Consider the following 17840-nt stretch of genomic DNA (forward strand, 5'->3'; position numbering starts at 1 on the left):
AGAGGACCGCACGTGCCGCAGCCGTCCCAGCCGTTCCAGCTCCCCGACTTCTACGTGCCGTACCCGGCACGCCTCAACCCGCACCTGGAGCGTGCCCGCAGGCACTCCAAGGAATGGGCGCGCGGCATGGGGATGGTCGAGGGCTCCGGCATCTGGGAGGAGCACGACCTCGACTCCCACGACTACGCCCTGCTCTGCGCCTACACGCACCCCGACGCCTCCGGGCCCGAACTCGACCTGATCACCGACTGGTACGTGTGGGTCTTCTTCTTCGACGACCACTTCCTCGACATCTTCAAACGCAGCCGCGACATGACCGGCGCCAAGGAGTACCTCGACCGGCTGCCCGCCTTCATGCCGCACGCGGCCGCCGCCCCCCGCACCGACCCCGGCCCGCCCCGCAACCCCGTCGAGCAGGGCCTGGCCGACCTGTGGGCGCGCACCGTACCCGCCCGGTCGGAGGGCTGGCGGCGGCGCTTCGCGGAGAGCACCCAGCACCTGCTGGAGGAGTCGCTCTGGGAGCTGTCGAACATCCGCGAGGGCCGCGTCTCCAACCCCGTCGAGTACATCGAGATGCGCCGCAAGGTCGGTGGAGCGCCCTGGTCGGCGAACCTCGTGGAGCACGCGGTGGGCGCCGAGGTCCCGGACGCGCTCGCCGCGAGCCGCCCGCTGCGCGTCCTCAAGGACTCCTTCTCCGACGGCGTGCACCTGCGCAACGACCTGTTCTCCTACGAACGGGAGACCCGCGAGGAGGGCGAACTCGCCAACGCCGTCCTCGTCCTCGAACGCTTCCTCGGCCACAGCACCCAGGAGGCCGCCGAGACCGTCAACGAGCTGCTGACCTCCCGGCTCCAGCAGTTCGAGCACACCGCCCTCACCGAACTCCCCGCGCTCTTCGAGCAGGAGGGCACCGACCCGCGCGAACGCGCCGACGTCCTCGCCTACGTGAAGGGCCTCCAGGACTGGCAGTCCGGCGGCCACGAGTGGCACCTGCGCTCCAGCCGCTACATGAACGACGCGGCCGGCACCCACCGCTCCGCCGGGCACGCGGACGCCTCGCCCGAGGTGCTCAACGGCCCGCTCGGACTGGGCACTTCGGCCGCGCAGATCCTCCCGTCCCTGCTCAAGACCGCCCCCGCGCGCGCCCGCAAGCACACGCACGTCCCGTATCCGCAGACCGGCCCGCTGCCGCTGCCCGAGCTGCACATGCCCTACACCACCCGGCTCAGCCCGCACCTGGACGCCTCCCGCGCGCACACCATGGAGTGGGCACCCCGCATGGGCATGCTCGACCCGGTGCCCGGCGTCCCCGTCCCGCCCGTCTGGGACGAGGAGGGCCTGCGCGGCTACGACCTGGCGCTCTGCGCCGCCGGCATCCACCCCGACGCGGAACCCGGAGCCCTGGACCTCACCACCGACTGGCTGACCTGGGGCACCTACGGCGACGACTACTACCCCGTCGTCTTCGGCCGCACCCACGACCTCACCGCGGCCCGCGCCTGCACCGACCGCCTCGCCGCCCTCATGGACGTCGACGAACCCGGCGGCGGCGCGGCCCCCGAACCGGCCAACGCCCTCGAACGCGGCCTCGCCGACCTCTGGGCCCGCACCGCCGGGCCGATGGACCCCGCGGCACGGCGCACCTTCCGCGCCGGGATCGAGGACATGACGGAGAGCTGGCTGTGGGAGCTGGCCAACCAGAAGCAGAACCGCGTCCCCGACCCCGTCGACTACATCGAGATGCGCCGCGCCACCTTCGGCTCCGACCTGACGATGAGCCTCTCCCGGCTCTCGCACGGCGGCGCCGTACCGCAGGAGGTCTACCGCTCCCGCCCGTTCACGGCGATGGAGCACGCGGCACAGGACTACGCCTGCCTGCTGAACGACCTGTTCTCGTACCAGAAGGAGATCCAGTTCGAGGGCGAGATCCACAACGGAGTGCTCGTCGTGCAGCGCTTCCTGGACTGCGGCAGGGAGCAGGCCGTCGGCGTCGTCGCGGACCTGATGGCCTCCCGGATGCGCGAGTTCGAGCACGTCGTCGCGACCCAACTGCCCACGCTCTTCGAGGAGTTCCGGCTCGGCGCCGAGGCGCGCGCACTCGTCACCCGGTACGCGGAGGAGCTCAAGGACTGGCTCGCGGGCATCCTCACCTGGCACCGCGAATGCCACCGCTACCGCGAGGAGGACCTGCTCCGCCGGCACGCCGCACCGGCCGCACCGGCACCGGGCCCGAGGCTCCTCCGCCCCACCGGACTCGGCACCTCGGCCGCCCGACTGGCGGAAACCCTGGCGGCGCGCTGAGGAGGCTCCAGCTCAGGCCACGTTGACCCTCCCCCAGACTCCGTCCGGGGGCACCCCCACCCAGCGAGACCCCTCCGTTCAGGCCACGTTGACCCGCTGCCCCGGAGGGGCCGCCTCCAGCCAGGCCAGGAATCCGGTCAAGGCGTCGTCGCTCATGGCGAGTTCGACGCGGGTGCCGCGTACCGAGCAGGCGAGGATCACGGCGTCGGAGAGCAGGGCCAGCTCCTCCTCGCCCTCGGGATCGCGCCGCTCCAGCACCTCGATCCCGCCGCGCTCCAGCGTCCGGCGGGGACGGGGCGCGTAGGAGAAGACGCGGAACCACTCCACCTCGTCGCCGTTGTAGCGGGCCACACCGTACGTCCAGCCCTTGCCCCTCGGCTCGCGCGAGGGATCCTCGGGCGCCTCCCAGCGCAGATTGCAGTCGAAGGTGCCACCGGGGCGCTGGATCAGACGCCGCCGCACCCCGAAGGCGAACAGCCCCGCCAGCGCCAGCAGGAGGACCGCGCCGCACAGCAGCAGAGCGAGGACCATCTTCACCGACCTCCTCGCTGTCTCTCGATCCGCGTATGCGCACTCCGTGTGTACCGCACATCCCGCGGAGCTCGCGGACGAACGGCGACCACCGTGGTGTGGATCTCGTTCATCCGCTCCGGTATGGGTTCAGCCGCGGGCCGCTCCGGGGTTTCCGGAGCGGCCCGCGGCTGAGCGTTCCTGCTGTGGTGGTCCGCCGCCTCAGCGGCTCGCCACCGCTCGCAGCCGGACGTCGGCGCGCCGCTCGGCGGCGGCGTCGGTGTCCGACTTGGCCCGCTCGCGCGCCACCTCGGCGCGCTCGACGTCGATCTCGTCGGCAAGCTCCGCGATCTCGGCGAGCAGCGAAAGCTTGTCGTCCGCGAAGGAGATGAAACCTCCGTGCACCGCGGCGACGACGGTTCCCTCGCCGCTCTCACCCGCCGTACGAATCGTGACCGCGCCCGACTCCAGCACTCCGAGCAGCGGCTGGTGGCCGGGCATGACGCCGATATCACCGGACGTGGTGCGCGCGACGACCAGGCTGGCCTCGCCCGACCAGACCTTGCGGTCCGCGGCGACCAACTCGACGTGCAGCTCAGCCACAGTGGCTCCTTCGTTGGGGGTCCGGGGCGGGCCCCGGGATCACAGCACTGGGATGGGAGAAAGAATACGGGGTTCTTCGGCGGGGGCGGATTCCCTGGGTCCGCCCCCACCGTGGAGCGGGCGTCAGGAGACGCCGAGCTCCTTGGCCTTGGCCTTGAGGTCCTCGAGGCCACCGCACATGAAGAACGCCTGCTCGGGGAAGTGGTCGTACTCGCCGTCGGCGATCGCGTTGAAGGCCGCGATCGACTCGTCCAGCGGGACGTCCGATCCGTCGAGACCGGTGAACTGCTTCGCCGCGTGGGTGTTCTGCGACAGGAAGCGCTCGATCCGGCGGGCACGGGACACCGTGAGCTTGTCCTCCTCGGACAGCTCGTCGATACCCAGGATGGAGATGATGTCCTGGAGGTCCTTGTACTTCTGCAGGATGCCCTTGACGCGCGAGGCGCAGTTGTAGTGGTCCTGCGAGATGTAGCGCGGGTCCAGGATGCGGGACGTCGAGTCCAGCGGGTCCACCGCCGGGTAGATGCCCTTCTCCGAGATCGGCCGGGAGAGAACCGTCGTCGCGTCGAGGTGCGCGAAGGTCGTCGCCGGGGCCGGGTCGGTGAGGTCGTCCGCGGGCACGTAGATCGCCTGCATCGAGGTGATGGAGTGACCACGGGTCGAGGTGATGCGCTCCTGGAGAACACCCATCTCGTCCGCCAGGTTCGGCTGGTAACCCACCGCGGAGGGCATGCGGCCCAGCAGGGTGGAGACCTCGGAACCGGCCTGCGTGAAGCGGAAGATGTTGTCGATGAAGAACAGCACGTCCTGCTTCTGCACATCGCGGAAGTACTCCGCCATGGTCAGACCGGCCAGGGCGACGCGGAGACGGGTCCCCGGCGGCTCGTCCATCTGACCGAAGACAAGCGCGGTCTGCGGGAGAACGCCGGACTCGGCCATCTCCTCGATCAGGTCGTTGCCCTCACGGGTGCGCTCGCCGACACCGGCGAACACGGAAACGCCCTCGTGCAGCTTGGCCACACGCATGATCATTTCCTGGATGAGAACGGTCTTGCCGACGCCGGCGCCGCCGAACAGACCGATCTTGCCGCCCTTGACGTACGGGGTCAGCAGGTCGACGACCTTCAGGCCGGTCTCGAACATCTCGGTCTTGGACTCGAGCTGGTCGAACGCGGGGGCCTGGCGGTGGATGGACCACCGCTCGGTCACCTCGGCCTCGGCTTCGGGCTCGTTCAGGATCTTGCCGAGGGTGTTGAACACCCGGCCCTTGGTGACGTCACCGACCGGGACGGTGATGCTCTCGCCCGTGTCGGTCACCGGGGCCTGGCGGACCAGACCGTCGGTGGGCTCCATGGCGATGGCCTTGACGAGGCCCTCACCGAGGTGCTGTGCGACCTCGAGCGTGAGGGTCTTCTTCTCGCCCTCGTTCGCCGGGTCGGCGACCTCGACGGTCAGCGCGTTGTAGATGTCCGGCATGGCGTCGACGGGGAACTCCACGTCGACGACCGGGCCGATGACCCGCGCGACGCGGCCCGCGGCCACGCCGGCGGTCGCGGTCGGCTCAACAGTGGTGGTCATAGTTAGCGGTCACTCCCCGCAGAAGCGTCAGCCAGCGCGCTCGCGCCACCGACGATCTCACTGATTTCCTGGGTGATGTCGGCCTGGCGGGCCGCATTGGCAAGCCGCGTCAGCGACTTGATGAGGTCTTCGGCGTTGTCGGTCGCCGACTTCATCGCACGACGCGTGGCGGCGTGCTTCGAAGCGGCGGCCTGCAACAGTGCGTTGTAGATCCGGCTCTCGACGTACCGCGGGAGCAGCGCGTCGAGCACTTCCTCGGCCGAGGGCTCGAAGTCGAACAGCGGCAGGATCTCCTGGCCCTTCTTCGGGGCCCCCTCCACAGCCTCCGCCGACTCCTCGCTCTTCCCGAGGCTGAGCGGCAGCATCCGGTTCTGCACCGGGGTCTGCGTCATCATCGAGACGAACTCGGTGTAGACGATGTGGAGTTCGTCCACCCCGCCCTGCGCCGTCTCGGCCTGGACGGCCTCGATGAGCGGGGCGGCGACGGCCTTGGCGTCCGCGTACGTCGGGCTGTCCGTGAAGCCGGTCCAGGACTCCTGGATCGCGCGGTCACGGAAGCCGTAGTACGAGACACCCTTGGAGCCGACGATGAAGTTGACGACTTCCTTGCCCTCACCGGTCAGCCGTGCGGTCAGCTGATCCGCGGCCTTGATGGCGTTGGAGTTGTAGCCGCCCGCCAGACCGCGGTCGCTCGTGATGAGCAGGACCGCGGCGCGCGTCGGACGCTCGACCTCGGTGGTGAGCGAGTGCTCCGTGTTCGAGCCCTGCGCGACGGCGGTCACCGCACGGGTGAGCTCGGTCGCGTACGGCTCGGAGGCCGCCACCCTGCGCTGCGCCTTGACGATGCGCGAGGCGGCGATCATCTCCATCGCCCTGGTGATCTTCTTGGTCGCAGTGACGGACTTGATCCGTCGCTTGTAGACCCTCAGCTGGGCGCCCATGGATCAGTCCTCGCCCAGGAGCTTGCCGTCCGCGGTCTCGAACTGGCGCTTGAAGGAGTCGACGGCGTCGCCCAGGGCAGTGAGCGTGTCGTCCGACATCTTGCCGCCCTCGCGGATGCTCTTCAGCAGACCGTCGTGCTCGCGGTGCATGAAGTCCAGCAGCTCGCGCTCGAAGCGGCGGATGTCCTCGACGGGGACGTCGTCCATCTTGCCGTTCGTGCCGGACCACACGGAGACGACCTGGTCCTCGGTGGAGAACGGCGCGTACTGCGGCTGCTTCAGCAGCTCGACCATGCGCTTACCGCGCTCCAGCGATGCCTTGGAGGCGTCGTCCAGGTCGGAACCGAAGGCGGCGAACGCCTCCAGCTCGCGGTACTGGGCGAGGTCCACACGGAGCGAACCGGTGATCTGCTTGATCGCCTTGTGCTGCGCGGAACCACCGACACGGGAGACCGAGATACCGACGTTCAGCGCCGGGCGCTGGCCCGCGTTGAACAGGTCGGACTCCAGGAAGCACTGGCCGTCGGTGATGGAGATGACGTTGGTCGGAATGAACGCCGACACGTCGTTCGCCTTGGTCTCGACGATCGGCAGACCCGTCATCGAGCCCTTGCCCATGTCGTCGGACAGCTTGGCGCAACGCTCCAGCAGCCGGGAGTGCAGGTAGAAGACGTCGCCCGGGTAGGCCTCACGGCCCGGCGGACGGCGCAGCAGCAGGGACACCGCGCGGTAGGCGTCGGCCTGCTTCGACAGGTCGTCGAAGACGACGAGGACGTGCTTGCCCTGGTACATCCAGTGCTGGCCGATGGCCGAACCGGTGTACGGGGCCAGGTACTTGAAGCCCGCCGGGTCGGACGCGGGGGCCGCGACGATCGTCGTGTACTCCAGCGCACCGGCCTCCTCCAGCGCGCCGCGGACGGACGCGATGGTGGAGCCCTTCTGGCCGACCGCGACGTAGATGCAGCGCACCTGCTTGTCGGGGTCGCCGGAGCGCCAGTTGTCCCGCTGGTTGATGATCGTGTCGACGCAGAGGGCGGTCTTGCCGGTCTGCCGGTCACCGATGACCAGCTGACGCTGACCGCGGCCGACGGGGGTCATGGTGTCGACGGCCTTGTAGCCCGTCTCCATCGGCTCGTGCACCGACTTGCGCTCCATGACCGTGGGGGCCTGGAGCTCGAGGGCGCGGCGGCCCTCGGACTCGATGTCACCGAGACCGTCGACCGGGGCACCCAGCGGGTCCACGACGCGACCGAGGAAGGCGTCGCCGACCGGAACCGACAGGACCTCGCCGGTGCGCTGCACCTGCTGGCCCTCTTCGATGCCGCTGAACTCACCGAGGACGACGGCACCGATCTCGCGCTCCTCGAGGTTGAGGGCGAGGCCGAGGGTGCCGTCCTCGAACTTCAGCAGCTCGTTCGCCATGGCCGAGGGCAGCCCCTCGACCTTCGCGATGCCGTCGCCGGCAACGCTGACCGTCCCGACCTCTTCGCGTGAGGCCGCGTCCGGCTCGTACGACTGGACAAAGTTCTCCAGCGCGTCCCGGATCTCATCCGGCCGGATCGTGAGCTCCGCCATCTGGGTTCCCTGCTCTCCTTGTTGGGCCCGAATATGTCTGGGGGTCTGGGGGTGCCCCCCAGGAGGTGTGTCGGCCCAACTCGGGCCGCTACTAATGCTGTTGAGTTGGTGTGCTGCCGGTCAGCGGGCGATCCGCCGCTGCGCCTCACCGAGACGCTCCGCGATGGAGCCGTTGATGACCTCGTCGCCGATGCGCACCGCGATCCCGCCGAGGACCTCGGGGTCCACGTCCAGGTTGAGGTGCATCCGGCGGCCGTAGAGGCGCGCCAGCACGTCACCGAGACGCTGCTTCTGACCGTCGCTGAGCGGCACCGCCGAGGTGACGATCGCGACCGAGCGGTCCCGCCGCTCGGCGGCCAGCTTGGAGAGGGCGTCGAGCCCTCCCTCCAGGCTACGTCCCCGCGGGTGCGTCACCAGGCGGGTGACCAGCCGCTCCGTGGCGGGCTTCGCCCGGCCGCCGAGCAGGCTGTGCACCAGCTGCGTCTTGGCCTGCGCACCGGCGGAGCTGCCGGCCAGCGCGGCCCGCAGCTCGGGCGCGGAGGAGACCGTCCGGGAGAACCGGAACAGCTCGTCCTCGACGTCCTCCAGCGAACCGTCACGCTCGGCGGCAACGAGCTCGGCGGAGTCCGCCAGCTCCTCCACCGCGTCCACGAAGTGGCGCGGGGCCGACCAGCGGGACCGGACCATGCCCGAGACCAGGTCGACGGTCGCGCCGCCCACCTGCTCGCCCAGGACGCGTGCCACCAGCTGGGCCTTGGCCTCGCCGTCCTGCGCCGGGTCGGTCAGGACCCGGCGCAAGGACACCTCACGGTCGAGGAGCGCGGTCACGGCGGACAGCTCGTCGGCGAGGACCTTGGCGTCGACCGAGGTGTTGTCGGTCAGCGCGGTCAGGCTCTCGCGTGCGGCGGCCAGCGCCTCGCGGCTCGCTCCACTCATCGGGCGGCTCCGCTGGTGTCGGCCTTCTCCTCGAGCTGGTCGAGGAAGCGGTCGATCGTACGGCTCTGGCGGGCGTGGTCCTCGAGGGACTCACCGACCAGCTTGCCCGCCAGGTCGGTGGCAAGCTTGCCCACGTCCTGACGCAGCGTCTGCGCGGCCTGCTTGCGGTCGGCCTCGATCTGGGCGTGGCCAGCCGCGATGATCTCCTCGCGCTGGCGCTGGCCTTCCGCGCGCATCTCGGCGATGAGCGCGGCGCCCTGCTCCTGCGCCTCGGAGCGCAGACGCGCGGCCTCGTGACGGGCCTCGGCGAGCTGGTCCTTGTACTGCTTGAGGACCTCGGCTGCCTCTTCCTGCGCCGCCTCGGCCTTTTCGATGCCGCCTTCGATGGCTTCACGACGCTCGTCCAGCACCTTGTTGATGCTCGGGAGGAGCTTCTTCCACAGGAAGAAGAAGACGATGGCGAATGCGATCAGGCCGATGACGAGCTCTGGGATCGGGGGGAGGAGAGGGTTCATCTTCTCCTCGGCCGCCATGTTTACCAGGGCGTTCACATCAGTGCCTTTCGTCGACGGTGGGCTGGTGTCGCTGACCGTCAGTAGACGAACGGCATGACGATGCCGATCAGGGCGAGGGCCTCACAGAAGGCGAAGCCGAGGATCTGGTTCTGGCGGATCAGACCGGCGGCCTCGGGCTGACGGGCCAGGGCCTGGGTGCCGTTACCGAAGACGATGCCGACGCCGATGCCGGGGCCGATCGCGGCGAGACCGTAACCGACGGAGCCGAGGTCGCCGGTGACGGCAGCAAGGTTCTGGAGAGCGGACATGCCGTTTCTTCCTTCTGTTTCACGGACCGGTGGGGGTTGGCCACCGGACAACTGGGGCTGGGGTGGAGAGGCTCACTCAGTGGTGCTCGGCGAGCGCGCCCTGGACGTAGTTGCAGGCCAGGAGCACGAAGACGTACGCCTGGATCGCCTGGATGAAGAGCTCGAAGCCGATCATCACGATGGTCATCACGAAGCCGACCGGGGCGTAGATGAAGCCCAGACCGTTCATGAAGTACCAAGTGGCGATCGTGAACATCACGATCAGCAGGTGCCCCGCGAACATGTTCGCGAAGAGCCGGACGGCGTGGGTGAAGGGTCGCACCAGCAGGTTCGAGAAGAACTCGATCACCATGGCGAGCGGCAGCACCGGGCCGAGCGACTTGTCGTATCCGGTGAAGTTCTTGAACGCGCCGACGAAACCGTGCCGCTTGAAGGTCAGGGAGACCCAGACGAGCCAGACGATGATCGCCAGTCCGGCGGGGAAGGCGATGACCGAGGTCACCGGGAACTGGGCGAACGGAATGATCGACCAGAGGTTCATCACCCAGACGAAGAAGAAGAGGGCGACCATGAGAGGCACATACTTCTCGCCCTCCTTCTTGCCGATCGTCTCGTAGACGATGCCGCGGCGCACGAAGTCGTACCCCGCCTCACCGACCATCTGCAGCTTGCCCGGCACCAGCTTGGGCTTGCTGAACGCGGCCCAGAAGAACCAGACGATCGCGACGGTTCCCAACAGGGCAAGCAGCATCGGCTTGTTGAACTCGATGCCGCCGACGGTGAACATCGGCTTGAAGACGAACGAGTGGAGCCCCGGGGCCGGGAAGCCGCAACCGCTAAAGATCTGGCAATCGGCCTCGAAGGCGAGCATCTGGTCAGCACTCACCGCGAGCTCCTTCTGCATGGCGCATGGATACGGCTACCTCGATGTGTCGGCGCGGCGTGCATCCGCGGAGCGGCACTGGACTGGTCGTACGGGTGTGAGGGCGGCGGCTGATCAGCGAGCGGGGCCGCCTGCTCCGTCCCGTGGAACCCGGCAGCCCGGCTGCTCGCGCCTGCTGCGCCGCAGTTGGGAACGGACGATAGCAGTTGCTCGAACGAGTCTTTATCCCGGCCCTACGCCTCACGAATTCGCTCCCGTGGCGGCGGTCTTCTGCGCGTCGTCACGGGGAGAGGAGTCGGGCTGCACGTAAAGGATCTTGGCCTTCATGTGCGCCCGTGCCTGGGACGCGATCCACACGAGGGTGGTCCCGAGGAGGGTGAACGCGAATACGTGGGGGTTGAAGAACGTGGCGTCCTTGAACAGGGCCAGGACCACGGCGAGCAACAGGATCTGCGTCGTGTAGAGCAGCAGCCCCATCGCCTGGAAAAGGTGCGGGAGGGATTTGGCGGTGCGCTGCAGGACGTACAGCCCGATCCCCATGAAGAGGATCACGATGACCGCGCCGGCGGCTCCGCCGATGGCACCCTTCCCGCCGTCCAGTACGCCACCGACGACGGCACCCACGACGCCGGCCAGGCCGGTCGGTACGGCGCAGTGCAGCAGCATGCGAGCGTCGTTCGACTGCATGGGAGTTGCTCCGGGGAAATCGGGGGCATCTGTCGTCAATGACGAACGGGGGACCCGGCGTTGAGGTCACTGCCTCGCGCCGGAGCCCATGCTCTGCGACACTTCGGCTCCGTCACCGGGTTTCGTGAACGCTATCACAAACTTTTTGATGAGGTCTTTACCCACATCGTGTGCACCCTGTCACACGTGTGCACTACTTCGTGCGCGTCCCGCTGACGGGTGCGAACGGGCCTGCTATGGGCGTCCGTTCGCCGAACCGCCCACCGGGCCCCCGGAGTCCCCTGAGCGGCTCTCCTTGTCCTCCGTGGCACCTTGCGCGCCCGCCGCCACGGCCTCTCCCCCGGAGTCCCCGGGCTCCTCCGCCGCCGCCTCCTCGTGCGGCTTGCGGTAGCGCGGCGGGACGAGGCGCTCCGCCCAGGACGGCACCCGCGGGGTGAACCGGGGCAGCAGCAGGACGACCAGGCCGACGGCGCTGAGCAGGACGATCGTGAGGACGACCACGAGGCTGGAGGACTGGACCGAGAAGGCCACGGCGCCGAAGGCGATCAGCGCGGACCAGAAGTACATGATCAGCACCGCGCGGCTGTGCGAGTGCCCGATCTCCAGCAGCCGGTGGTGCAGGTGCCCGCGGTCGGCGGCGAACGGCGACTGGCCGTGCCAGGTACGCCGGACGATGGCGAGGATCAGGTCCGCGACCGGGATCGCGATGATGGTCAGCGGCAGCAGCAGCGGCATGTACAGCGGCACCATCGTGTGCACCGCGGACCGCACCGAGCCGGACTGCTCGACCATGAGGTCGGGGTCCACCTGACCGGTGATCGAGACCGCGCCGGCCGCGAGCACCAGACCGATCAGCATCGATCCCGAGTCGCCCATGAAGATCCGCGCGGGGTGCATGTTGTGCGGCAGGAAGCCGATGCACATGCCCATCAGCACCGCGGCGAAGAGCGTCGCGGGCGCCGCCGCCTCGACGCCGTAGCCGTACCAGATGCGGTACGCGTACATGAAGAACGCGACCGAGGCGATGCCGACCATGCCCGAGGCGAGGCCGTCGAGGCCGTCCACGAAGTTGACGGCGTTGATGGTGATGACGACGAGCGCGACCGTCAGCAGCGTCCCCTGGAGCGGGGTCAGCGCGACGTTGCCGACGCCGGGGACGGGCAGCCACAGGATCGTCAGGCCCTGGAGGACCATCACCCCCGCGGCGATCATCTGCCCGCCGAGCTTGACCAGCGCGTCCACGCCCCACTTGTCGTCGAGGACGCCGAGCAGCCAGATCAGTCCGGCGCCGGAGAGCAGGGCCCGCGGTTCATCGGAAAGGGTGAACACCTCGCCGATGTTGGTGAGTTGGGACGCGGCGAGGAGGCCGGCGCAGAGTCCGCCGAACATCGCGATGCCACCCATCCGGGGAGTGGGCTCGCGGTGCACGTCACGGGCTCGGATCTGTGGCATGGCGCCCGCCGCGATGGCGAACTTCCGCACAGGGCCGGTCAGCAGATAGGTGACCGCGGCCGTAACGCACAGCGTCAGCAGATATTCACGCACGGGCTCCCCAGGGGTCTCGCCGACTGATCTTCGGATGCGCTGAGGGGAAACTCAGCAGGTCCACACCCTAGGACACCCGCCTGTCCGCTCTCGTTCTCCGTGCACGGGGTGCGCACCGGGACGCGGGCACCGCTCAGGTGCGGGCCGGAACGCCGGTCATCGCGGTGACGACGGGGTCGAGCGCCTTGCTGATCTCGTCGCCGACGGTGCGGAAGTACGGGATCGGCGCCCCGTACGGGTCGTAGATCTCGTCCGCCTCGGGGTCGGGCGCGAGCAGCCAGCCGCGCAGGGCAGCCGCCGCCTGGACGAGGGCGCGGGCCCGCTCGACGACGCCCTCGGCGGAGCGCGGGTCGGGCAGGGTCGCGGCGTCTATCGCGCGCACGAGGCGCGTGAACTCCTTGAGCGTGAAGGTGCGCAGACCGGCGGAGTGGCCCATGGAGATGACCTGCGCGCGGTGGTCGCGGGTGGCGGTCAGCACCAGGTCGGCGCGGATGACGTGGTCGTCGATCAGCTCCCGGCCGCGGAATCCGTCGGTGTCGGCGCCGTACTCGACGAGGACCTCGGCCGCGTGGTCCTCCATGGGCGCGCCCTCGTGGCCCCAGGTGCCCGCGCTCTCGACGACGATGCCGCCGCTGCGCGCGTCGCCCAGCCGGTCGTCCAGGGCATGCCGCGTCAGCCGCTCGGTGATCGGCGAGCGGCAGACGTTGCCGGTGGAGACGTGGAGGACGCGGAAGGTGTCCGACGCGGGCTGGATTATGCCGCCGGTCCGCTCCGCGGGGCCACGCCCGTGGAGGTCGCTCACTGCGCGGTACTCCCGGCCCGGTCCGACGGCCGCCCGGCGTCGGCGACGCCCGGCAGCCGGTGGAGCTGGTGTGCTGCGGCCCGCGTCACGAGGCCACCTCCAGGTCGGGTACGACCTTGCGCAGCTCGTCCGCGTCGAGCGCGCCCGCGCGCAGCAGCACCGGGGTGCCGCCGGTGACGTCGACGATCGACGACGGGACGTTGTCCGGGGTCGGGCCGCCGTCGAGGTAGACGGCGACGGAATCGCCCAGCATGTCCTGCGCCGCGTCGCAGTCCTGCGGCGAGGGGTGCCCGGTGAGGTTGGCCGAGGAGACGGCCATCGGCCCGAATTCCTTGAGGAGTTCGAGCGCGACGGGGTGCAGCGGCATCCGTACGGCGACGGTGCCGCGCGCGTCCCCGAGGTCCCAGGCGAGGGACGGCTGCTGCCGGGCGACGAGGGTGAGCGCGCCGGGCCAGTAGGCGTCGACGAGGTCCCAGGCCCGCTCGGAGAAGTCGGTGACGAGGCCGTGCAGGGTGCTCGGGGAGCCGACGAGGACCGGCGAGGGCATGTTGCGTCCGCGGCCCTTGGCCTCCAGCAGGTCACCGACCGCGTCCGGGCTGAACGCGTCGGCGCCGATGCCGTAGACGGTGTCGGTGGGCAGCACGACGAGTTCGCCCCGCCGGACGGCCGAAGCGGCCTCGCGCAGGCCGGTCTTGCGGTCGGTCGCGTCGGAGCAGTCGTAACGCCGTGCCATCACGGCACCTCCCTGCGGGCTGTGGCGAATCGGGGCCTGTTGTTGAGGTCGGGGTGGTCCGCGGCGTCCGCCCAGCCGCGGTCCTCGGTGAAGATCCAGGGCACCTGGCCGCCCTGGGTGTCGGCGTGCTCGATGACCACGAGGCCGCCGGGGCGCAGCAGGCGGTGTGCCGCACGCTCCAGTCCGCGGATCGTCACCAGACCGTCCTCGCCCGAGAACAACGCGAGTTCGGGGTCGTGGTCGCGGGCCTCGGGGGCCACATACTCCCACTCGGTGAGCGGGATGTAGGGCGGGTTGGAGATGACCAGGTCGACCTGCCCGTCGAGTTCGGGCAGCGCCGTCAACGCGTCGCCGTGGTGCAGGTTGACGCGGGAGCCCTCGACGTTCTTGCACGCCCAGCCGTACGCGCCCTCGTCCAGCTCGACCGCGTGCACGCGCGAGCGCGGCACCTCCTGGGCCAGGGCCAGCGCGATGGCGCCGGAGCCGGTGCACAGGTCCACCACCAGCGGCTCGGCCACGTCCATGGCCCGCACGGCGTCTATCGCCCAGCCGACCACCGACTCGGTCTCCGGCCTGGGCACGAACACGCCCGGGCCCACCTGGAGTTCGAGGTACCGGAAGAAGGCGCGCCCGGTGATGTGCTGGAGCGGCTCGCGGGCCTCGCGGCGGGCGACGGCCTCCCAGTACCTGGCGTCGAAGTCGGCGTCCGAGACGCGGATCAGCTCGCCCCGTTTCACGCCGTGCACGAAGGCGGCCAGCTCCTCCGCGTCGAACCGCGGTGAGGGCACACCTGCGTCGGCCAACCGCTGGGTGGCCTGGGCCACCTCGGCAAGCAGCACGTTCACGAGCCTCTCCTACGCGCTTACGGATGTACGGGACGCCGCGTCAACGGGTGACGGGCTGTGGGGACTTGAGGACCGGGCGGACCCCTACTGCGCCGCGGCGAGCTTCGCCGACGCGTCCGCGTCGACGCACGCCTGGATCACCGGGTCGAGCTCGCCGTCGAGCACCTGGTCCAGGTTGTACGCCTTGAAGCCCACCCGGTGGTCGGAGATCCGGTTCTCCGGGAAGTTGTACGTGCGGACGCGCTCGGAGCGGTCCACCGTGCGGACCTGGCTGCGGCGGGCGTCCGAGGCTTCCTTCTCCGCCTCCTCCTGCGCCGCGGCCAGCAGCCTGGCGCGCAGGATGCGGAGCGCCTGCTCCTTGTTCTGGAGCTGGCTCTTCTCGTTCTGGCAGGAGACGACGATGCCGGTCGGCTCGTGCGTGATGCGGACGGCGGAGTCCGTGGTGTTGACGGACTGGCCGCCGGGGCCCGAGGAGCGGTACACGTCGATCCGCAGATCGTTCGGGCTGATCTCGACGTCCACGTCCTCCGCCTCGGGGAGGACGAGGACACCGGCGGCCGAGGTGTGGATGCGGCCCTGCGACTCCGTCGCGGGGACCCGCTGCACCCGGTGCACGCCGCCCTCGTACTTCAGCCGCGCCCACACGCCCTGGCCCGGCTCCGTCTGCCCCTTGGCCTTCACGGCGACCTGGACGTCCTTGTAGCCGCCCAGATCCGACTCGTTGGCCTGGATCAGCTCCGTCTTCCAGCCGAGCCGCTCGGCGTACCTGAGGTACATCCGCAGCAGGTCGCCGGCGAAGAGCGCGGACTCGTCGCCACCCTCCCCCGCCTTGACCTCCAGGATGACGTCCTTGTCGTCGCTCGGGTCCCGGGGGACGAGGAGCAGCCGCAGCTTCTCCGTGAGCTCCTCGTGCCGCTCCTCCAGCACCTTGACCTCGGCGGCGAACTCCGGGTCGTCGGCGCCGAGTTCACGGGCCGTGACGATGTCCTCGCCGTTCTGCTTCCAGGCCAGGTACGCCGTGATGATCGGGGTGAGCTCCGCGTACCGCTTGTTGAGCTTGCGCGCTCCCGCCTGATCGGCGTGGATCGCGGGGTCGGCGAGCTTCTTCTCGATATCGGCGTGCTCGCCGATGAGTTCCTCGACCGCCTCGAACATCGTGGGTTCCTAACCTGGGAGAAGGAGCAGCAGCACCAAAAGAGCGCCGGTCCGGCCGCCCCGAACGGGACGGCCGAGGACCGGCGCTGCTTCGTCGCTACTTCTTCGCGGACCCGGCGTTCTTGCCGAAGCGGGCCTCGAAGCGGGCCACGCGCCCACCCGTGTCCATGATCTTCTGCTTGCCGGTGTAGAAGGGGTGGCAGGCGGAGCAGATGTCGGCGCGGACGACCGACATGGTGCTCCGCGTGGTGAACTCGTTACCGCAGGTGCAGCTGACCTGGGTCTCGACGTACTCCGGGTGAATGTCGCGCTTCAAGGTGTCTCCTAGGTTCGGGAGGGTTCCGGGTCGGAGGGCGGACTGCCCACCGTGAACCGGGACCGACGGTCCAGTTTGCCACTACTGGCCGCACCCCCCAAAACCGGGTGGTCGGGGGTTCTATTCCCGCCGGTGCGTCAGCGGACCACGTCGTGTATGTCGGTCTTGTCGCCGGCGGAGTCCTTCGTCGCCGACTCCGGGATCCGCGCGTCCCGCTTCACGGCCGTCCAGACCTGCTTCGTCTTCATCTCCAGCGGGACGACGCGGTTCGGGTCGGCCGGGTCGTACTGCACGGGCAGCGTCGTCATCTGGATGTCGTCGGGCTTGATGCCCTTGAGCATCTGTGCGAGGCCGGCCAGGTCGGCCGCCGAGTCCAGGTCGGAGTCGGTGGTGACGGTCTTGGTCGCGGTGTCGGCCAGGTCGTACAGCTTCTTCGGGTTGCTGAACATCCCGACGCTGTTGACCTGCTCGACCAGCGCCTTCACGAACGCCTGCTGGAGCTGGATGCGTCCCAGGTCGCTGCCGTCGCCGACGCCGTGCCGGGTGCGGACGAGGCCCAGCGACTGCTCACCGTTGAGCCGGTGCGTGCCGGCGCCGATGTTCAGGTGGCTGTCCTTGTCCTGTATGGCCTTGGCCGTGGTGATCTCGACGCCGCCGAGCGTGTCGATGAGCTTCTTGAAGCCCGAGAAGTCGACCTCGACGTAGTGGTCCATGCGGACCCCGGACATCGTCTCGACGGTCTTCACCGCGCAGGCCGGGCCGCCGACCTCGTACGCCGAGTTGAACATCGCCTGCTGCGCCGGGACCTGCGCCCCGCTCCCGTCGTCCTTCACGCACGAGGGCCGGTCGATGATCGTGTCCCGCGGTATCGAGACGACGCTCGCCTTGTCGTGGTCCTTGTTGACGTGCACGACCATCGCGGTGTCCGAGCGCGCCCCGCCGCCGTCCTGCCCGTACTTGGCGTTGCTGCCGGAGCGGGAGTCGGAGCCCAGGACGAGGATGTCCATCGAGCCGTTCGGGGTGTCCACGGGCCGGTCGGTGCCGAGCGCCGCGTTGATGTCGATGCCGGTGATGTTCCCGTCGAACTTGAAGTAGACGAAGCCGAGCGCCCCGCCGCCCAGGACGATCACACCGGCGGCCGTCCACGCCACGACCCGCAGCACGCGCTGCCGCCGCGTACGCGGCTTGCGGCGCCGCCCGGTGGCCCGTACGCCTCCGGCGCGGGCCTGGGCGTCCGGCTGGCCGCCGCTCCTCGTGTCGTCCGGCATGTCACTTCCCTCGGTCCTGCCGTGCTGGCTCGTCGTCCCGTGGAAGACGATTCGTCCTGCGGAAGGGTTGCACAGTGGGTGACCACTGCACGCAAACCACACCGGTGCGGACGGACCCGAGCCAACCCCCGGGGAACGGGGTGTTCCCTCCCCTTCTACCTGCGACGACGGGCCACCGCCCGGGAATTTGCCGGGCGGGTCGCGGACCGGTCGCCTGTGGTCAAGCTCTCAGGGCAGCTCACATACGGCGAGGGCCGCCCCACCGAATGTGGTGGGACGGCCCTCACAGCTGCGTCCATACAGGTGACCCGGTTCACGTTCCGTGGCCGGGCCACCGGC

The 17840-nt window shown here is 69.6% G+C and carries 18 protein-coding genes; 1 reads left to right on the top strand and 17 read right to left on the bottom strand.

The features are described from left to right. Nucleotides 1-12: 12 nt before the first annotated feature. Nucleotides 13-2301, top strand: a complete 2289-nt coding sequence (locus HCC30_RS07530; RefSeq protein ID WP_169441556.1) for a family 2 encapsulin nanocompartment cargo protein terpene cyclase — start codon at nucleotides 13-15, stop codon at nucleotides 2299-2301. A gap of 78 nt (nucleotides 2302-2379) precedes the next feature. On the opposite strand, the gene HCC30_RS07535 is transcribed toward HCC30_RS07530, so the two are convergent. The 17 genes from HCC30_RS07535 to HCC30_RS07615 all read right to left on the bottom strand — a co-directional run bounded on the left by HCC30_RS07535 (nucleotide 2380) and on the right by HCC30_RS07615 (nucleotide 17501). Next, nucleotides 2380-2832, bottom strand: a complete 453-nt coding sequence (locus HCC30_RS07535) for a DUF2550 domain-containing protein (protein ID WP_169441557.1) — start codon at nucleotides 2830-2832, stop codon at nucleotides 2380-2382. A gap of 201 nt (nucleotides 2833-3033) precedes the next feature. After that, nucleotides 3034-3414, bottom strand: coding sequence for a F0F1 ATP synthase subunit epsilon (locus HCC30_RS07540; protein WP_169441558.1), 381 nt, complete (start codon nucleotides 3412-3414; stop codon nucleotides 3034-3036). A gap of 123 nt (nucleotides 3415-3537) precedes the next feature. Then, nucleotides 3538-4992 carry a F0F1 ATP synthase subunit beta gene (atpD, locus tag HCC30_RS07545; protein WP_169441559.1) on the bottom strand — a complete coding sequence of 485 codons (1455 nt, stop codon included), beginning with the start codon at nucleotides 4990-4992 and terminating at the stop codon, nucleotides 3538-3540. A gap of 2 nt (nucleotides 4993-4994) precedes the next feature. Next, nucleotides 4995-5933 (bottom strand): F0F1 ATP synthase subunit gamma, encoded by a 939-nt coding sequence (locus HCC30_RS07550; RefSeq protein WP_169441560.1) that lies wholly within the window; start codon nucleotides 5931-5933, stop codon nucleotides 4995-4997. 3 nt (nucleotides 5934-5936) lie between these two features. Next, nucleotides 5937-7508: a F0F1 ATP synthase subunit alpha gene (gene atpA / locus HCC30_RS07555; RefSeq protein ID WP_169441561.1), complete on the bottom strand. Its 1572-nt coding sequence runs from the start codon at nucleotides 7506-7508 to the stop codon at nucleotides 5937-5939. A gap of 120 nt (nucleotides 7509-7628) precedes the next feature. Next, on the bottom strand, nucleotides 7629-8444 hold the full coding sequence (locus HCC30_RS07560) for a F0F1 ATP synthase subunit delta (protein WP_169441562.1): 816 nt from the start codon (nucleotides 8442-8444) through the stop codon (nucleotides 7629-7631). Beyond that, nucleotides 8441-8995 (bottom strand): F0F1 ATP synthase subunit B, encoded by a 555-nt coding sequence (locus HCC30_RS07565; protein WP_346776534.1) that lies wholly within the window; start codon nucleotides 8993-8995, stop codon nucleotides 8441-8443. The genes HCC30_RS07560 and HCC30_RS07565 overlap by 4 nt, the downstream gene beginning before the upstream one ends. Before the next feature lie 41 nt (nucleotides 8996-9036). After that, a complete protein-coding gene (gene atpE, locus HCC30_RS07570; RefSeq protein ID WP_169441564.1) occupies nucleotides 9037-9267 on the bottom strand; it encodes an ATP synthase F0 subunit C in 231 nt (76 codons plus the stop codon). Between the two features lie 76 nt (nucleotides 9268-9343). After that, nucleotides 9344-10171, bottom strand: coding sequence for a F0F1 ATP synthase subunit A (gene atpB / locus HCC30_RS07575; RefSeq protein WP_169441565.1), 828 nt, complete (start codon nucleotides 10169-10171; stop codon nucleotides 9344-9346). Between the two features lie 219 nt (nucleotides 10172-10390). Next, the gene (locus HCC30_RS07580) at nucleotides 10391-10837 is read right to left on the bottom strand and encodes a hypothetical protein (RefSeq protein ID WP_169441566.1); all 447 of its coding nucleotides are present in this window, start codon (nucleotides 10835-10837) and stop codon (nucleotides 10391-10393) included. 234 nt (nucleotides 10838-11071) lie between these two features. Beyond that, nucleotides 11072-12382 carry an MraY family glycosyltransferase gene (locus tag HCC30_RS07585; protein WP_346776535.1) on the bottom strand — a complete coding sequence of 437 codons (1311 nt, stop codon included), beginning with the start codon at nucleotides 12380-12382 and terminating at the stop codon, nucleotides 11072-11074. Nucleotides 12383-12515: 133 nt separating this feature from the next. Beyond that, a complete protein-coding gene (locus HCC30_RS07590) occupies nucleotides 12516-13139 on the bottom strand; it encodes a protein-tyrosine-phosphatase (protein ID WP_346776554.1) in 624 nt (207 codons plus the stop codon). A gap of 130 nt (nucleotides 13140-13269) precedes the next feature. Next, on the bottom strand, nucleotides 13270-13917 hold the full coding sequence (locus HCC30_RS07595) for an L-threonylcarbamoyladenylate synthase (RefSeq protein ID WP_169441568.1): 648 nt from the start codon (nucleotides 13915-13917) through the stop codon (nucleotides 13270-13272). Continuing rightward, complete coding sequence (gene prmC, locus HCC30_RS07600) at nucleotides 13917-14762, bottom strand: peptide chain release factor N(5)-glutamine methyltransferase (RefSeq protein WP_169441569.1); 846 nt, start codon at nucleotides 14760-14762, stop codon at nucleotides 13917-13919. The genes HCC30_RS07595 and prmC overlap by 1 nt, the downstream gene beginning before the upstream one ends. A gap of 84 nt (nucleotides 14763-14846) precedes the next feature. Then, complete coding sequence (gene prfA / locus HCC30_RS07605) at nucleotides 14847-15917, bottom strand: peptide chain release factor 1 (protein ID WP_169441570.1); 1071 nt, start codon at nucleotides 15915-15917, stop codon at nucleotides 14847-14849. 97 nt (nucleotides 15918-16014) lie between these two features. Continuing rightward, nucleotides 16015-16233, bottom strand: coding sequence for a 50S ribosomal protein L31 (rpmE, locus tag HCC30_RS07610; RefSeq protein ID WP_169441571.1), 219 nt, complete (start codon nucleotides 16231-16233; stop codon nucleotides 16015-16017). Between the two features lie 137 nt (nucleotides 16234-16370). Further along, the gene (locus HCC30_RS07615) at nucleotides 16371-17501 is read right to left on the bottom strand and encodes an LCP family protein (RefSeq protein WP_169441572.1); all 1131 of its coding nucleotides are present in this window, start codon (nucleotides 17499-17501) and stop codon (nucleotides 16371-16373) included. Nucleotides 17502-17840 lie beyond the last annotated feature (339 nt).

The organism is Streptomyces sp. HNM0574, from assembly GCF_012726235.1.
Classification (GTDB): domain Bacteria; phylum Actinomycetota; class Actinomycetes; order Streptomycetales; family Streptomycetaceae; genus Streptomyces.

Bases quoted from the DNA above. Each gene is read 5' to 3' on its own strand.
- HCC30_RS07535 (WP_169441557.1), bottom strand. From the start codon at position 2,832: ATGGTCCTCGCTCTGCTGCTGTGCGGCGCGGTCCTCCTGCTGGCGCTG.
- atpD (WP_169441559.1), bottom strand. From the start codon at position 4,992: ATGACCACCACTGTTGAGCCGACCGCGACCGCCGGCGTGGCCGCGGGC.
- HCC30_RS07550 (WP_169441560.1), bottom strand. From the start codon at position 5,933: ATGGGCGCCCAGCTGAGGGTCTACAAGCGACGGATCAAGTCCGTCACT.
- atpA (WP_169441561.1), bottom strand. From the start codon at position 7,508: ATGGCGGAGCTCACGATCCGGCCGGATGAGATCCGGGACGCGCTGGAG.
- HCC30_RS07560 (WP_169441562.1), bottom strand. From the start codon at position 8,444: ATGAGTGGAGCGAGCCGCGAGGCGCTGGCCGCCGCACGCGAGAGCCTG.
- atpE (WP_169441564.1), bottom strand. From the start codon at position 9,267: ATGTCCGCTCTCCAGAACCTTGCTGCCGTCACCGGCGACCTCGGCTCC.
- atpB (WP_169441565.1), bottom strand. From the start codon at position 10,171: ATGCAGAAGGAGCTCGCGGTGAGTGCTGACCAGATGCTCGCCTTCGAG.
- HCC30_RS07580 (WP_169441566.1), bottom strand. From the start codon at position 10,837: ATGCAGTCGAACGACGCTCGCATGCTGCTGCACTGCGCCGTACCGACC.
- HCC30_RS07595 (WP_169441568.1), bottom strand. From the start codon at position 13,917: ATGGCACGGCGTTACGACTGCTCCGACGCGACCGACCGCAAGACCGGC.
- prfA (WP_169441570.1), bottom strand. From the start codon at position 15,917: ATGTTCGAGGCGGTCGAGGAACTCATCGGCGAGCACGCCGATATCGAG.
- HCC30_RS07615 (WP_169441572.1), bottom strand. From the start codon at position 17,501: ATGCCGGACGACACGAGGAGCGGCGGCCAGCCGGACGCCCAGGCCCGC.